Consider the following 14,959-nt stretch of genomic DNA (forward strand, 5'->3'; position numbering starts at 1 on the left):
AAAACGCTCAATATTTCGGATTCGGCTCGCCTTTCTCATTAAACATGGCTTGCCCTGCGCTATCGCCCACCTTTTCACCGCTGATACCTGATTGATTCGGCTCTCCCACATACCAATTACACGCCAACTTTACACCCATCCTTGCAAAAAAACCCAGAAAATCCATCTGGCCTACAGCGGCAATCTGTGGCAATTTCGGATGCCCGCTCCAGCAGAAATAGTCATACTCAGAAAATAATATTTGAATACCTGGATAATAGCTATCGATCATATTCTTAAATCGCTTTAGGATCATTGTCTTGATCCCATAAGAACCCGCCGTTATTTCAGGATCATTACCACGATCTGGAAAGATATCCCGATTCCACTGATTCTCAACATGAGACATCGTCTGCCATCCCGGATCATCCACCCTGGCATCCTCATTCGCCTCAGTAACTGGGCAGAGAGGGGAATAATCATTTGACCAATAGTACCACCAGTTTGCCGATGTAGGCCCAAACACTGTAGCTTTTGGGTTTGCCTGCTTTATTATGCTCGTCAGTGATAGAAAACGACTAAAATAGTTGTCATAGGAGGTATCCTTGTTAAGAACCTGATCTCCATGAGCAGCATCTTCATAAGGTTCTGGATAATCATACCGTTTCCATGCTATCCATGGTTCGTTGCCTACCCCCCAGAACTTCACCCGTTCTCCTGCCTTTGCAATCCATCGTTCAACTTCATCGATAGACTGAATATGGTCATAATCAGGAACGTCTATAGTATCACCACTCCCGGCCACGTGCCCATATACCGATACTTGTAAGAAGGGCTCTGCCTTTACATCCTTTCTACACCATGTAATAAAACTTTCCCAAGTCATCGGTACATATTGATTTTTACGGGTTATCACATTGAATATACGGTTATTCATGTAATTATAGCGCTCCATATTCGTGGCACCCAAACGCACAACTGATACCCTGGCATTTCTCAACTTTGGTGCACATAGGTCCAAGTAATAGCCGGTACACTAGTTCGCTATATTTACCCCGTATAAATATTTGCTGATCGGCTTCCTATCCCGTGAAACGTCAACTGTTAGATGTGCCGTTATTGTACCATTCACAAGCCTTTGGGTACTCCGATCCCGCTGTGGAAATTTTAAGTCTTCGCCGAACACTGATTGTGAAACGGACAGAACCAGAAAGAGTGAGTGAGTGAAATATTTTAGCGAAATTACGGTGTTCATTGAAATTTATTACTCCAAAGGATTGCGCATTTTCTTGTAAAATTCGAGCCGCTCTTTGATCACCTTATCAAATCCATTATCCGTCGGCTTATAGTATTCCCTGCCTTGCAGTTCATCGGGTAGATAAACCTGTTCTACATATCCTCCAAAACTGTGGGGATATTTGTAACCCATGCCATATCCAAGGTCTTTCATCAACTTCGTGGGAGCATTACGGATATGAAAAGGCACAGACAAGGCGCCTTTTTCTTTCACATCTTTCATTGCCTCAAAATAGGCCATGTAGGAGGCATTGCTCTTGGGTGCACAGGCAAGATAAGTTACGCACTGGGCCAGAGGTATCCAGCCCTCCGGCAGTCCCACAAAATGAAAGGCATCCTTGGTTGCCACGGCCAACTGGAGAGCTACAGGGTCTGCGTTTCCAATATCCTCTGAGGCGAATATAATCATCCGGCGGGCAATAAAGAGCGGATCCTCTCCGGCATCCAGCATCCGCGCCAGCCAATAAAGGGCTGCATCAGGATCGCTCCCCCGCAGAGATTTAATGAAGGCAGAAATCACATTGTAATGTTCTTCTCCTCCTTTATCGTAGAGGAGCGCCTTCCTTTGCATGGCTTCCTGGGCAATTTCTAATGTTATCATCCTTTTCCCATCCTGGCTGGGCTTTGCCAGCATGACAGATGCCTCGAGGGTATTTAACGCCACGCGTGCATCTCCCTGAGAAAGGTTTGCAATAAAGGCAAAGGCATCGTTATGAATTTCTGCATTCATATATCCAAGACCTCGCTCCTTATCCCGTACGGCATTGGTCATAATGGCACTGATATGATCTTCGGTAAGTTGTTCCAGCACCAATACCTTACACCGTGACAAGAGGGGGGCGTTGACCTCAAAAGACGGGTTTTCAGTAGTAGCGCCAATTAAGGTGATAGTGCCATCTTCCACATGATGCAGGAAGGCATCCTGCTGGGCCTTGTTGAACCGGTGGATCTCATCTACGAAGAGTATAGTCTTCTTGCCGGAATATTTCAGTTGGTTCCCGGCGTCTTCAATAACCTCACGAATATCCTTGACCCCCGACAATACCGCAGAAAAAGCGACAAAATGGGCATCCGTTGCTTGGGCAACAATGGAAGCAAGCGTTGTCTTTCCGACCCCGGGAGGACCCCAAAAGATCAGAGAGATCAATTCCTTATTATCCACCAGTCTCCGCAATATTTTATCGGGTCCGACGAGGTGCTCCTGGCCTACAAATTCCTCCAATTTTCGTGGTCTCATACGATCGGCCAGGGGAGGCTTTTTTGTGATGCTTGCCTTTGTACTGAATAAGTCTCTTTCGGGTTTTTTGATTGCCACCTAACTTTGCTCCTTCCTTTCAGTTGTTTTCACTGATTCCGGAGGTTGCGATTTCGCTTCTAAAATCTCTGCCATCTTATTAATAGCATTTGTAAGTTCACCAATCTCGTCATTTGATTTGTAAGTAATCCGTGTGTTGTAACTGCCACTGGCAATCGCTTTGGCTGTCTCTGTAATGTGATAAATCGGCGCGGATATTTTTTTGCTCAAAAAAAAGCCTACAATAACAGCTCCCATTGCAACCATCCCGAAGATGAACAAGACATAATTACGCAATTCGTAAAGTTTCCCGTAGCCTTCATTGACATCAATCTCGGCAATCACTCCCCATCCATAATCCGGCATCCATTTCCAGAATCCCAACACATTTACGCCCCGGTAATCGGCATAGCCATCGGCGTCAAACCCTTCCGATCCTTTTAGGCATTCACAAACTCCCCTGGTTAAATTATTTGTGCCTGGATCGGTAACCTTCAATTCCAGGGCAGCTCGTTTGTTGATCAGCTGCCGGCTCTTCAAGTCTTCTGTAAACCGGGACTCCGTCAGCATGTAGCCGTGTCCATCAATCAAATAGGTCTCCCCTGTCATCCCGATATGGATATTTTGCATCATCTTGTTGATCCCGGAGACATCTATTCTCAGCGTCACTGTTCCCACAATAAAATTCGACTTGTCCTTTATTGGCGCAGAAACCAGCATGGTGGGCACGCCGATTTCGGGTATACCAGATTCGTTTTCAACAGGAACATCAGAAGGTAAGATGCTGGAAGTAAAAAATGCCCCATTCATAGCAGACCGAAAATAGTCTTTTGCTGAAATATTTACGTCCACCAGCCCCTTTTTGGATGCAATCCTTACAACACCTTCATGATCTGCAATAAATACCTCTTTGCCACCGTACTCCTTCCAGAGATAATCAAAGTATTTGATTGCATCCAGATGTTTGAATAATTCTGCATGTTCCGTATGTTCAACAGTAAATGATTGGATTGCAACGAGGATAAAAGGATTATTTGCAATGAGCTGGGCATCAGCTGTACGCTCCTCCATCCATTTGGAAATCAACTCCGTCTGTTTTTGTACTGCCCCTTCCAGGTTTCTGATAATCTCATCTTTTAAGGCATGAAAAGTAATGGGGTGAACAACCAATCGCATAACGAGCAAAGGAAGAAACGTCAAAACCAGGAAAAAAATGCTCAGCTTACTCTTTGTGGGCTTGAACATATTTATTCATATCACTGTTGTAAAAGTGGCAGGTATTTCCATCACTCTGCTTAGAATAGTACATTGCCTTGTCAGCCATTTTAATCAGGTCGTCTATATTGTGCGAATCAAGCGGATAAATACTTATGCCTAAGCTGGCAGCGGTACGTATATTATGACCTTCAATCAAACAGGGTTTCTTGATAACATCGAGAATTTTCCAGGCAACAACAGCCGCATTCTGCATATGGGTAAGATCCGACAGGATGATCGAAAATTCATCGCCACCGGTGCGGGCTACCGTGTCGCTTCCCCGCACACATCTTGTCAACCGTTCAGCCACAATCTTCAGCAATAAGTCTCCAATGTGGTGCCCCAGAGAATCATTAATCGTTTTGAATATATCAAGGTCAAGGATCACAACAGCAAGCATCCTTCCGCTACGCTTTGCCTGCATAATACCCATCAGCAGGCGATCCTTAAATAACAAACGGTTGGGTAAGTTTGTGAGGGGGTCATGGTACGCCATATGTCTGATAAGGGACTCAGACTGCTTGCGTATGATTGCACTCCCCACGATCTCTCCAATCATGTAAAGCAAGGTTATATTATCTTCATGCAAGTTATCAATGGCTACAACATTATCAAAGCTAATAAAGCCCAATAATTTTTCTTCAACCTGCACGGGTATGATCAGGAGCGATTTTATCTTCAGCCTTTCCAATATCTCCTTTTCAGATGCAATCCCTTGAGTAATTTTGGAGACATCCGTAATATAAATCATAGTCCCTTTATTGAAATTCTCCATCAACCACGTATACGTTGTAGAGTACATCTCCTGTAAATTCTGGATATTCGATGCAATACCTTCATCACACCATTCATATGTCTTACCTATTTCTCCGGCCACACTGTTTCTGTCATTATGAAACTGAAAGAGGCACACCCTGGTTGCTTTGCATAATCGACCCACATCAGCCAGTGAGACGGAAATTTCATTGCCAAAATCCAGGGTATTAACAAATCTTGTTGAAATTTTTGCAACTGTCTTTTCAAAATCTATTTTACGCCTTAAAGTTTCCTCGGTCTGTTTTAACCTGATAAACTGGCCAATCTGGATACTGATTACATTAAACATCCCGATCAATTCTCCGTCCGGTTTTTCTATCTTATTACTAAACAATACGATAACACCAACTATTTCATTTCCATCTCTCAAGGGAAAACCGACAGCTCCATGTAATCCAGCTTCTGTGGCAACCGATTCCAACAGTGCGTTCATGGCAGATACTGTTATGAGAGGAAATCCAACGGCGATCCTTAGCCCTGCTTCATCGGCAATTTTTGCCCTGAGAAAATTTGAATCAGAAACGACATCCTCAATCCAGATGGGTTTTCCATTTACCCAGACACTGCCTGGCAATCCCTCGCCTGGTGAAAAAGAGATTTGTCTGCTCTGTGCTACAAACTCTGAAATCTTCGCGGACGGCTTATACCATACTTCTGCAAAACGCAATTTATTGGCTCCTCTGTCTGCCATCCAGAACTCAGCCAAACTCCACTGCAGACTTTCACAAAGAGTCTTCAGGATTTTCGGAACGGCATTTTCGAATGTATCAGATGCCGCCAGTATAAGCGTTATTGCGTACTGTATACTTTTGTATCGTTCAAATCGTTTCCTAATGTCTTCCATAGGTCTCTATTTATTTCTTTTTTGGCACCTTCTCCCAATCGGCCAGGAAGCGCTTAACGCCATCATCCGTTAGTGGATGTTGAACAAGTAAATCAAACACATTAAAAGGGATGGTGGCAACATCTGCCCCCATCAAAGCCGCATCACGTACATGCACAGGATTGCGAATACTGGCAACAATAATTTCCGTTTGAAAACCATAGTTGTCATATATGGTACGAATCTCCTGGATCAGGTCCATACCCACCTGCCCCCTATCGTCTAATCTTCCGACAAAGGGGCTCACATAGGTGCCGCCGGCCTTCGCTGCCAAAAGAGCCTGATTAGAGGAAAAACAGAGTGTCACGTTGGTTTTAATGCCTTCTTCCGCCAATCTTTTTACTGCTTTTAAGCCGTTTTTTACCAAAGGAATCTTGACTACAATATTGTCAGCAACCTTTGCCAGTTCTCTGGCCTCCCTGAGCATACCCTCTGTATCAAGGCTCACCACCTCGGCGCTGACAGGGCCTTTCACAATGGAGCATATCTCCTCAATCGTTTCACGAAAAAGACGGCCGGTCTTGGCAACTAAAGAGGGGTTTGTCGTCACCCCATCCAGGATGCCCAAACTGTGCGCTTCCCGAATTTCTTTAACATCTGCTGTATCAATAAAAAACTTCATTTCCTTTCCTTTCTAAAAATCACCTTGATAAATCTCCTTCACTATTTAAGCACATAGCTTATACACCAACAGTTCCAGTAACATTTTCGTACTGAAAGAACCGGTTTTGCTCTTCACATCAGCTTCAAGTAAGAGTGCATGATTTTTCATGAGATCTCCCTCAGTATACAGATTAACCTGTTCGAAAAACCGTTTTGCAAAGAATGGTATTATCTGTAACTCCGATGCAATTTTTTGTTCATTTCCACCCTGCCGCAATATCTGCTTTGCCCGCCACAGTCGTTTTATCTGCCAGGCCAACAGACTGATAATCCTTACTGAATCTTCTCCATGCGCCAGCATTTGACTGAGGATTTTTAGAGCCAGTGTCACATTCCTTTGCGCAACAGCATCGGTCAGCTCAAATACGGTGCGATTCCTGTCTACACCCACAAGGGCATCTACGTCCCTTTCGTCAATGGTGGTCTTTTCGCCCACGTAAATGGATAACTTTTCAAGGTGTTTATCCAGGATCGCTAAATTGTTCCCTGCATCATCAATCAGTCTCTGCGCCGCCTTTGCAGTGATGTCTTTTTTGTAAAATTTCGTATGAACGTGTATCCAATTTGGCAAGAGATGATCCTTCAGTTTTTTACACTCAACCGACGCCCCCACCTTATCAACAAGAGTCGCCAATTTCGTTCGTTTATCCCATTTATCACAAACAAGAACCAGATTGGCATGACCTGCGGGCGCCAGTAAATATTTTTCAAGTGTCTCCCTATTCTTATCAACAAAATCATCTGCCTCTTCTACAATCACCAATTTATGCTTGCCCGAAAAAAATGGCAATGTCCTTAATTCATCAAATATAACACCCCCGGAAATTTCATCTCCACCAAATTCAACCAATGCCATACCAGGATCGCCATCCTTAAATACATTAGTCTTTACCGCAGAAAGCGCTTCATGGATAAAAAACTCTTCATCGCCAAAGAATACATAAACGGGAAAGGTCTTATCCTTATTCATTAAAGCCTTAAACTGGTAAACATCCATTACTTTATCCTCTGGGCAATTCCTGCCATTATGAAGTACACTTCGTCAGCCTCTTCCGCCAAGATCTGGTTTGCAAAACCTGCAATATCCCGGAAAATACGGGATAAGGCATTATCAGGCACAATACCAAGTCCAACTTCATTCGATATGATAATAACATCTGACCCCGATTCACGACACACACGGCTAAGTTTACTGATCTCAGCAAGGATCTGCTCCTGCTTCTGTTTTGGATTTTCCTTAGATGCGGCCAAAAGATCCGTCACATTTGCCATTTCACCTGAAGATACCGCATCGTGCCTCTTTGTTTGCAAAGGAATGGATACTGATTCTTCATACAAAAGCAAATTCGTAATATAGAGGGTAATGCAATCAATAAAAACAAGACCCGCCCTGCCATTTAAATTCGACACAACCCTGTCTACGTGATAAGGCGATTCAATCGTTTTCCAATGAAAGGGTCGCCGGGCACGATGAGCCCGAATACGCTCCCGCATCTCATCGTCCTTAACCTCAGCTGTGGCTATATAAACCACATCATTATACTTTTTGGCAAGTCCTTCTGCAAAGGCAGACTTTCCACTCCGCGCACCGCCAAGAACAAAGGTTATTTTGGCCATTTTTAGTAAAACATACTCCTTTTGCCGCTAAGACGTCAGACACAAAACACAAACATTCCAGGTATCCTCCTGCATTTAAACTGGCAGTTGACCGCAGACAGTTGCAAATGCCTACTGCCAACCTTTTTCATTCAATCCCGCATCTCAAATGTCCAGGCCGCCCAATAGCTATCTATTCCATCCGCTACAAACGAAAAGACTCAATAAAAACACCAACTCACTAATCTCATTGGTGGCACCCAGGGTATCCCCCGTCATCCCCCCAATTCTTTTTTTAATATACCAAATCCAGCTGAGGGTGAAAATAATTATTATTGCAAATATCACAAACCCGCTCAGGTTGTAAAAAAACCAAAACAGGAACACTGGAAAAAGTGACACAAAGATCACCTGTTTCCGTGTAGTGCCTCCCGTGATAAAACTTCCTGTACCCGATCCACTTCTGGCATACAAAGACAATCCTGCGGCGCAGACCTGCGCCCATCTTCCCACAACTGGCATTACCATCAGCACAACGCATTTATTTACCAAAACCGGCGAGACAAAACAGGAAACGTATTTTATGCTGGCACTAAACGGTGAAATCTTTGTCACGGGGATTTCACTAACGCTGAATAAACTGAGGTATTTGAGTCCAAGAAGGCAAATCAACCCAATGACGCCGAAGCTTCCTATACGGCTATCCCTCATAATTTCCAGACGTTTTTCCTTATTCCAACCACCCCAGATGCCGTCGCAGGTATCAGCAAGGCCATCCAGGTGCAATGCTCCGGTTATAGATATGCAAACAAGAATAATCAAGGCATCAGCAAGAAGGGGAGGAAAGAAAAGAAAGAGGGGTAAATATGTGACAGACAGAAAAACGCCTATGCATAAACCTACAATGGGAAACCAATATATTACATAACTGACCTTTTGTGGTTTTATCCTATCTTCCCTGTCAACAGGAATGATTGTCAGAAATTTGAGCGCCCATAAAAAATTGTCCATTTTTTTCTTTTCTTTATTTGGTTCACGCAAATGTCGGGAAAGAAAACTAAAATAAACTGGTCGGTCTTAATTCCCCAAACTCTAAAGAGGCATCTATTTTTTGTAAAACATCCCGCTTCCCAATATCTCAAGCATCTCTTCCGTGATTTCTTCCTGTCTGATATACATCTGCAGAGAATTAAGGTCCAAAAGTTGCCTTTTAAGAGTTTCAGATGCGCCTTCCATACTTCTCAACCGATGCCAATTCTCGCTCCTGAGTGACTCTATATAGCATCGATAAAGGCTGATAAACAAAAATTCTTCCAGGATTTTTTCAAAAATTTTGTTTGGTTCAAGATAGGTGAAAGGCGGAACCTTGGTTGGGTTTAAAGCGCTCACTTTACGAATATCGGGGGGAAGGATTTGTTCCACAGAAATCTCGGCTTTTTTTTCAAAAATATACGGAAAGATGAGAGTAAGGTTATAGTACTCTTCCTTACTGTATATATTCATTATTTTCGAAACAGTTTCTTTCAAAGCTGACTGTATTCCGTTAATGCTTGCCACTGAGTCGCTGCAATCTCCATATGTTATATGTCTTAATTCCAGAGACAATTGTAGTCTCTTCCCAATAACGAACAGGATATCGTTGCTGGTAATTATCCTGGAAACAACATCAACCATTTTTTCATTAAAAGAACCGCATAACCCCTGTGAGGAACCGAAGGCTGTAAGAATTCTTTTCCCTTTGCTTTGTTCCTTTAATGATATTTCCGGGTAATGCGTTATAATATCGGCCATCGCAAAAAGAAGATTATTTTCATATGCCCTTATATTTTGTACAAGATCTTCCGTCCTTCTTATTGTGACCCCCGCATATGCTTTCATAGCGCCAACAATATCTTCTATGGTATATAAGGCTTTTGTCTTTTTTTCAATATCCAGAGAAGAAGGCAAGTTCAAGCCCTTTCCTTTGCAATGAAATCCTTTACTATCTCCAAGTCCTTTTTTTCAAGCAAACCCTCACGGTTCATGCGGCTTATAATTTCCGGAAAGGTGGATTTTGTCTTATTGATTATTTCCCTGCAAACTTTTTCTACCAAGGCAATTGCAACAGTATCAAGTATGCCTGATTCTAAAATTATAAAGCTTAATACTTCATCTTCAAGAGTGAAGGTGTGAAACTGCGGCTGTTTCAGAATTTCCCTTAACCGTTCGCCGCGTCTGATGAGTTTTGCGGTTTCTTCTTCTAAATGCGCCCCAAATTTGGTAAATACTTCCACTTCAATGAATCTTGAATAATCTATTTTCAGTCTTTCAGCCACGGTTTTCATTGCTTCTACCTGAGCCTTTCCCCCTATCCTTGACACGGATTTGCTAACGTCCACTGCGGGCCGGATACCTTTGTTGAACAGGAAGGCATCAAGATATATTTGACCATCCGTTATCGAGATGAGATTTGTAGGAATATAGGATGATATCCTGCCCTGCTGTGTTTCCACTATCGGAAGGGCAGTGATGGAACCCCCGCCGTTCTTTTGATTGAGTTTTGCAGATCGTTCGAGAAGTCTTGAGTGTATAAAAAATATATCACCGGGATATGCCTCTCTACCCGGAGGCCTTTTCAGTAAAAGGCTTAATGAACGATACGCGTCAGCATGTTTTGTAAGGTCGTCATAAATGATTAAGACATCCTTCCCTTTATCGAGGAAATACTCGGCAATGGCTGTAGCGCTGTAAGGCGCAATATATTGAAGCCCGGGAGAATTTGAGGCATCGGCAATAACAAATATGGTCTTTGAGGAATCACCGTATCTCTTTATTTCTTCAATGATCTTTAAGACGTGTGACTTTTTCTGACCTATGACCACAAAAATAGAGATTACCTTAGTGTTTTTCTGATTGATAACGGTGTCCACTGCTATTGATGTCTTACCTGTTGAAGCGTCACCAATAATTAATTCTCTTTGCCCTTTGCCTATGGCAAGCATAGAGTCAATGACCTTTATACCGGTATAAAGAGGTTCAGTAATAAAGTCTCTTTGCAATAAAGAAGGGGCTTCTTTCTCTACCGGATAAGATGTCGTTTGCTCTAGTTTCGGTCCACCATCCACAGGATTACCGAGGGCATCCAATACCCTCCCCAAAAGCTCTTCGCTTACATTTACTGAAGCAATTTGTTCAGTTTTATATCCTTTATCACCGGCCCTTATTCCATTACGCTCAGTAAGAAGCACAACGCCAATGCTGCTGACATCGAGATCAAATACTATTCCCTCATCACCACTTTCAAACTTTATAAGTTCGTAGAGTTTTGCATCTCTTAGACCAGCAATATGCACAATGCCGTCTCCTACGGCCAGCACTTTTCCCTCTTCAGTCACCCCGATGGAGAATCTGCTGGCTTTGGCTGTTTCTTTTACTTTTTCCCAAAAAACCGTTAATTCTTTTTCCATTTATGTGGTTTCTTTCAGCCTGGAAGCGAGTGCATTTACCTGGCCTGCCAGCGAACAGTCGTAAATCATATCGCAGGCCTTTATCCTTATCCCCGCGATAAGAGTCTTGTCAACGGTCGTATTGATGCTCACTTTTTTTGCAAGCTGTGATTCTACAGTTTCCTGAAACATTTTTACTTCATCCGTTTTTAATGGATATGCGCTTACAAGGTCTATAGGTAATGTTTCGCCTTTCTCCTTTATTTTCGAGATATCAGAAATAATTTTCCCATTTTCTCTCGCGAGCTTCCTGAATATGGCCTTATGAAGCTCTTCATCTGAAATGTCTTCTAAAAGGTTTGAGACAAAGACGGAGGCAATCTCAAGCGTTTTATTTTTTAACTCTGCCTCTGCCCTCTTTTTTTCTGCATCAAACAAGGCCCTTTCTTTTTCGATTATTTTCGCCGCGTCTTTCCCGGCCTCACCCAGTAACTTATTTCTGTCTTTAAGAGCTTCCTCCCTCGTCCGTTCGAGCATCTGGCTTTGAAGTTCCTTTACCTTTTTCAACTCTTCCTCGCATTTTTCCTTAAGCGCTTGCGCCTCTTTTTTTGTCTTTTCTGCATCCTCGACGGTTCTTGCTATAAGCCCTCTCCGCCTTTCAATAATTTCCCGTATAGGTTTATATAATATCCTTTTCAGAATAAACAACAGAACAACAAAGTTTATTATCTGAAATAGCAGTGTCCAGATATTGAATTTCATTTTAAGATATACCCAATAAGAGGATTTGCAAAAAGGATAATCAATGCAATAACAAATGCATATATGGCAATTGACTCTATCAACGCCATTCCAACAAAAAGGGCCCTCATAATCTTATCAGAGGCCTCGGGTTGCCTTGCTATAGCGTCAAGCGCCTCCGTAAGCGCCTTTCCCAATGCCCTTGCAGGACCATATCCGCCAATAGCCATGGCAAGGGCGGCAGCTATTATAGAAACAGAAATAACTACGGTTTTAGCATCCATATCAAGTCTCCTTTCATGATTTCGTTCTCATGCCACCTGCTATAAATACCAAGGTTAAAACACCAAATATATACGCCTGTATAAGACCGATGATAATATGTAACAAACTAAACGGGATCGGCACCAGCAATCCGACTATGCCGAGAAGTATTATGGCAATCATATCACCGCTTAACATATTCCCAAAGAGCCTAATGGCAAGTGCGACTGTTCTTGTGATCTCTGCTATAAGGTGGAAGGGAAGTAATATCCATGTTGGTTCTTTATAGTGGAGGAGATATCCTTTCAGCCCTTGTGTTGTTATACCAATGACGTGGGTCATTGAAAAAGAGATTAACGCAAATGCAAAGGTTGTATTGAGGTCAGCGGTAGGGGTTTTCAATCCCGGTATTAAACCGGCAAGATTGGAGAAACCGATAAGGATCCATAGGGTTCCCAGCACCGGCACAACCAGCCAGGGATTTAACGGGAGGATGTCCTTTATCGTTTTTTCGATAGCCTCAAAGATAGCTTCTAAAATCTCCTGGAAAAAAGACGGCTTTATGGAGAGTTTTCTTGTCGCAAGATAGCAAATTGTTATTATAGCCGTCATAACAAACCATGTGGTAATAACAGTATCTGTAACCTGAACAGGGCCGATTGAAAAAATAGTTTCCGGAAAAATATTAAATATTTTCATTGCTAAGGCTTTCTGATAAACAAATACCAGACATTATACATACCAACAACTATACCGATGATAATAAGTGTTATCGTCCACGAAATGCCTTCTCCGTGCATTTTTTTATCCAGATACCTGCCAAGATAAGCGCCTCCGACAACCGGAATAACAAAAACCCATCCTCCAACACCAAGGACATTAGCATAGCGCCAGAAATTCGATTTCTCCTTTCTGGTACGAAGCAGTTCCTTAGCAGATTTCTCAATATCTCCGGAGAATTTTTTGTTTTCCATCAAATACTTCCTTTAACCAGTTTTATCGTCTTTTCCATAAATGACCTTTCGATTCCCTCAAACATCTCACGGAAAGCCATCTCAGATTTGTCTCTTTTGGCAAGGGTATTTTCAATGATTTCTGCAAGCTTTTCAGCATCATCGCTTTCAAATACCTCCCTTGATGTTATCGTTACCGTTCCTTCCCTCACACTCAATATTCCTTCATCAACAGCAAGGAAAACTTCTTTGCCGTTGGTATCTGTATAATAAACCAGGGAAGGGACAAGGACTGTTAAGAAATTCGTATGTCCCTTTAAAATACCGAAAAAACCCGTCTCGTCTTTCAATCTGATATATGTTATATTTTTTCCCAGTATCTTTGCAGGAGTAACTATATTTAATGGAAAGGACGAATTGCTCATCTTATTTCTCCTATATCGCCAATCATAAAAAATAGATTCTCCGACGCATCATCCATTTTTCCTGAGAGTATCATCTCACAACCATCGAGGGTCTTACCAAGAGGCACGTGCTTCCCTTTTCTGCCCGTAAATTCTTCCGTGAGAAAAAAAGGCTGTGTAAGGAACATCTCAAGCCTTCTGGCCCTCTTCACAATGAGTCTGTCAGCCGGCGAAAGCTCTTCTATACCCAGCATGGCAATAATATCAAGGAGTTCTTTATACCTCGAAAGGTGTTCTTTTACATTTCTTGATATCTTATAATGTCTTTCTCCGACATCTTCGGGACTAAGGAATTTTGAAGTTGAAAGCAGGGGGTCAATGGCCGGGTAAAGCCCTTTGGATGCTATTTCACGGGAAAGAACAACTGTTGTATCGAGATGAGGAAAGACATTTGCAACAGCCGGGTCTGTTATATCATCGGCCGGCACATATATTGCCTGTACAGAAGTAATAGAACCCTTTTGTGTTGATACAATTCTTTCCTCCACTTCAGCAATCTCTGAAAGAAGGGTCGGCTGGTAACCTACCCGTGAGGAAAGCCTTCCCAAAAGGACAGAGACCTCATTCCCTGCCTGGACAAACCGATAGATATTATCCATCAGGAAGAGGATATCGCTTCCTATTTCGTCCCTGAAGAATTCTGCTAAGGTTATTGCCGTTAATGGGGTTCTGAACCGTATCCCGGGGGATTCGCACATCTGACCAAATACAAGTATTGCGTTAGCTATGATATTCTGCCTTTCCATCTCTCGCCAGAGTTCATGACCCTCCCTCATCCTTTCTCCAACGCCGCAAAATATGGATGTCCCTGAATAAACCTTTGCTATCTTGTAAATGAATTCCATAAGCAATACGGTCTTCCCGACTCCAGCCCCCCCAAAAAGACCAATTTTACCACCTCGGGGAAATGGAGATAGAAGATCTATGATCTTTATGCCCGTCTCAAGGATCCCTGAAGCCGGTATCTGTTCTTCAAGAACCGGAGACGCTTTATGAATGGATATAAAATTATCATTTTCAAGCGGCGGCTTGCCGTCTATCGGCTCACCAAAGGCATTGAATGCCCTTCCCAGACAATCCTTACCGGCAGGAATTTTGAGCGAACTACCTGAAGAAACGACAGTCATACCCCTTTTCAGGCCCTGGGTAAATCCAAGCGCAATAGCCTTTACAACAGTACTGCTTATGTGGTCATGTACCTCGAGGATAATATTTGTCCCGTCCGTTTTCTTTACAGCAAGGGAATCATTGATGTTGGGAAGTCCCCCGCTGAATTCAATTTCAACAACATCCCCGTGAATAGCAATTATAAAGCCCTGCATAAGTAT

The 14,959-nt window shown here is 42.8% G+C and carries 16 protein-coding genes; all 16 read right to left on the reverse strand.

Translation table 11 applies throughout. The annotated features are described in order from the left end of the window. Window positions 1-7 precede the first annotated feature (7 nt). Complete coding sequence (locus BROSI_RS02235; protein ID WP_157842328.1) at window positions 8-934, reverse strand: glycoside hydrolase family 44 protein; 927 nt, start codon at window positions 932-934, stop codon at window positions 8-10. Between the two features lie 309 nt (window positions 935-1,243). Further along, window positions 1,244-2,590 (reverse strand): replication-associated recombination protein A, encoded by a 1,347-nt coding sequence (locus BROSI_RS02240; protein ID WP_102046778.1) that lies wholly within the window; start codon window positions 2,588-2,590, stop codon window positions 1,244-1,246. Further along, window positions 2,591-3,814, reverse strand: coding sequence for a cache domain-containing protein (locus tag BROSI_RS02245; RefSeq protein ID WP_052561976.1), 1,224 nt, complete (start codon window positions 3,812-3,814; stop codon window positions 2,591-2,593). After that, window positions 3,792-5,486 (reverse strand): diguanylate cyclase domain-containing protein, encoded by a 1,695-nt coding sequence (locus tag BROSI_RS02250; protein WP_052561977.1) that lies wholly within the window; start codon window positions 5,484-5,486, stop codon window positions 3,792-3,794. Before BROSI_RS02250 ends, BROSI_RS02245 begins: the two co-directional genes overlap by 23 nt. 10 nt (window positions 5,487-5,496) lie before the next feature. Further along, entirely contained in the window at window positions 5,497-6,147 is a 651-nt protein-coding gene (gene fsa, locus BROSI_RS02255) for a fructose-6-phosphate aldolase (RefSeq protein ID WP_052561978.1), read from the reverse strand. Between the two features lie 45 nt (window positions 6,148-6,192). Continuing rightward, window positions 6,193-7,185: a DNA polymerase III subunit delta gene (holA, locus tag BROSI_RS02260; protein ID WP_052561980.1), complete on the reverse strand. Its 993-nt coding sequence runs from the start codon at window positions 7,183-7,185 to the stop codon at window positions 6,193-6,195. Continuing rightward, on the reverse strand, window positions 7,185-7,805 hold the full coding sequence (gene cobU, locus BROSI_RS02265; RefSeq protein ID WP_052561982.1) for a bifunctional adenosylcobinamide kinase/adenosylcobinamide-phosphate guanylyltransferase: 621 nt from the start codon (window positions 7,803-7,805) through the stop codon (window positions 7,185-7,187). The genes holA and cobU overlap by 1 nt, the downstream gene beginning before the upstream one ends. 168 nt (window positions 7,806-7,973) lie before the next feature. Beyond that, a complete protein-coding gene (gene cobS / locus BROSI_RS02270) occupies window positions 7,974-8,795 on the reverse strand; it encodes an adenosylcobinamide-GDP ribazoletransferase (RefSeq protein WP_052561985.1) in 822 nt (273 codons plus the stop codon). A gap of 93 nt (window positions 8,796-8,888) precedes the next feature. After that, window positions 8,889-9,737, reverse strand: a complete 849-nt coding sequence (locus BROSI_RS02275; RefSeq protein ID WP_082058980.1) for a F0F1 ATP synthase subunit gamma — start codon at window positions 9,735-9,737, stop codon at window positions 8,889-8,891. Beyond that, window positions 9,734-11,230, reverse strand: coding sequence for a F0F1 ATP synthase subunit alpha (locus BROSI_RS02280; protein WP_082058981.1), 1,497 nt, complete (start codon window positions 11,228-11,230; stop codon window positions 9,734-9,736). The genes BROSI_RS02275 and BROSI_RS02280 overlap by 4 nt, the downstream gene beginning before the upstream one ends. After that, window positions 11,231-11,971, reverse strand: coding sequence for a F0F1 ATP synthase subunit B (gene atpF, locus BROSI_RS02285; RefSeq protein ID WP_052561989.1), 741 nt, complete (start codon window positions 11,969-11,971; stop codon window positions 11,231-11,233). After that, on the reverse strand, window positions 11,968-12,234 hold the full coding sequence (atpE, locus tag BROSI_RS02290) for an ATP synthase F0 subunit C (RefSeq protein ID WP_052561991.1): 267 nt from the start codon (window positions 12,232-12,234) through the stop codon (window positions 11,968-11,970). The genes atpF and atpE overlap by 4 nt, the downstream gene beginning before the upstream one ends. 13 nt (window positions 12,235-12,247) lie before the next feature. Then, the gene (atpB, locus tag BROSI_RS02295; protein WP_052561994.1) at window positions 12,248-12,913 is read right to left on the reverse strand and encodes a F0F1 ATP synthase subunit A; all 666 of its coding nucleotides are present in this window, start codon (window positions 12,911-12,913) and stop codon (window positions 12,248-12,250) included. Between the two features lie 2 nt (window positions 12,914-12,915). Beyond that, window positions 12,916-13,188 carry an AtpZ/AtpI family protein gene (locus BROSI_RS02300; RefSeq protein WP_052561996.1) on the reverse strand — a complete coding sequence of 91 codons (273 nt, stop codon included), beginning with the start codon at window positions 13,186-13,188 and terminating at the stop codon, window positions 12,916-12,918. Then, window positions 13,188-13,592, reverse strand: coding sequence for a hypothetical protein (locus BROSI_RS02305; RefSeq protein ID WP_052561998.1), 405 nt, complete (start codon window positions 13,590-13,592; stop codon window positions 13,188-13,190). Before BROSI_RS02305 ends, BROSI_RS02300 begins: the two co-directional genes overlap by 1 nt. Next, a complete protein-coding gene (gene atpD, locus BROSI_RS02310) occupies window positions 13,589-14,953 on the reverse strand; it encodes a F0F1 ATP synthase subunit beta (protein ID WP_052562000.1) in 1,365 nt (454 codons plus the stop codon). Before atpD ends, BROSI_RS02305 begins: the two co-directional genes overlap by 4 nt. Window positions 14,954-14,959 lie beyond the last annotated feature (6 nt).

It is taken from the genome of Candidatus Brocadia sinica JPN1, from assembly GCF_000949635.1.
GTDB classification, from domain to species: Bacteria; Planctomycetota; Brocadiia; order Brocadiales; family Brocadiaceae; genus Brocadia; species Brocadia sinica.

Excerpts from the sequence above, each read along its gene's own strand:
- BROSI_RS02235 (WP_157842328.1), bottom strand. The coding sequence starts at position 934 with ATGGAGCGCTATAATTACATGAATAACCGTATATTCAATGTGATAACC.
- BROSI_RS02245 (WP_052561976.1), bottom strand. The coding sequence starts at position 3,814 with ATGTTCAAGCCCACAAAGAGTAAGCTGAGCATTTTTTTCCTGGTTTTG.
- BROSI_RS02250 (WP_052561977.1), bottom strand. The coding sequence starts at position 5,486 with ATGGAAGACATTAGGAAACGATTTGAACGATACAAAAGTATACAGTAC.
- fsa (WP_052561978.1), bottom strand. The coding sequence starts at position 6,147 with ATGAAGTTTTTTATTGATACAGCAGATGTTAAAGAAATTCGGGAAGCG.
- holA (WP_052561980.1), bottom strand. The coding sequence starts at position 7,185 with ATGGATGTTTACCAGTTTAAGGCTTTAATGAATAAGGATAAGACCTTT.
- cobU (WP_052561982.1), bottom strand. The coding sequence starts at position 7,805 with ATGGCCAAAATAACCTTTGTTCTTGGCGGTGCGCGGAGTGGAAAGTCT.
- cobS (WP_052561985.1), bottom strand. The coding sequence starts at position 8,795 with ATGGACAATTTTTTATGGGCGCTCAAATTTCTGACAATCATTCCTGTT.
- BROSI_RS02280 (WP_082058981.1), bottom strand. The coding sequence starts at position 11,230 with ATGGAAAAAGAATTAACGGTTTTTTGGGAAAAAGTAAAAGAAACAGCC.
- atpF (WP_052561989.1), bottom strand. The coding sequence starts at position 11,971 with ATGAAATTCAATATCTGGACACTGCTATTTCAGATAATAAACTTTGTT.
- atpE (WP_052561991.1), bottom strand. The coding sequence starts at position 12,234 with ATGGATGCTAAAACCGTAGTTATTTCTGTTTCTATAATAGCTGCCGCC.
- atpB (WP_052561994.1), bottom strand. The coding sequence starts at position 12,913 with ATGAAAATATTTAATATTTTTCCGGAAACTATTTTTTCAATCGGCCCT.
- BROSI_RS02300 (WP_052561996.1), bottom strand. The coding sequence starts at position 13,188 with ATGGAAAACAAAAAATTCTCCGGAGATATTGAGAAATCTGCTAAGGAA.
- BROSI_RS02305 (WP_052561998.1), bottom strand. The coding sequence starts at position 13,592 with ATGAGCAATTCGTCCTTTCCATTAAATATAGTTACTCCTGCAAAGATA.
- atpD (WP_052562000.1), bottom strand. The coding sequence starts at position 14,953 with ATGCAGGGCTTTATAATTGCTATTCACGGGGATGTTGTTGAAATTGAA.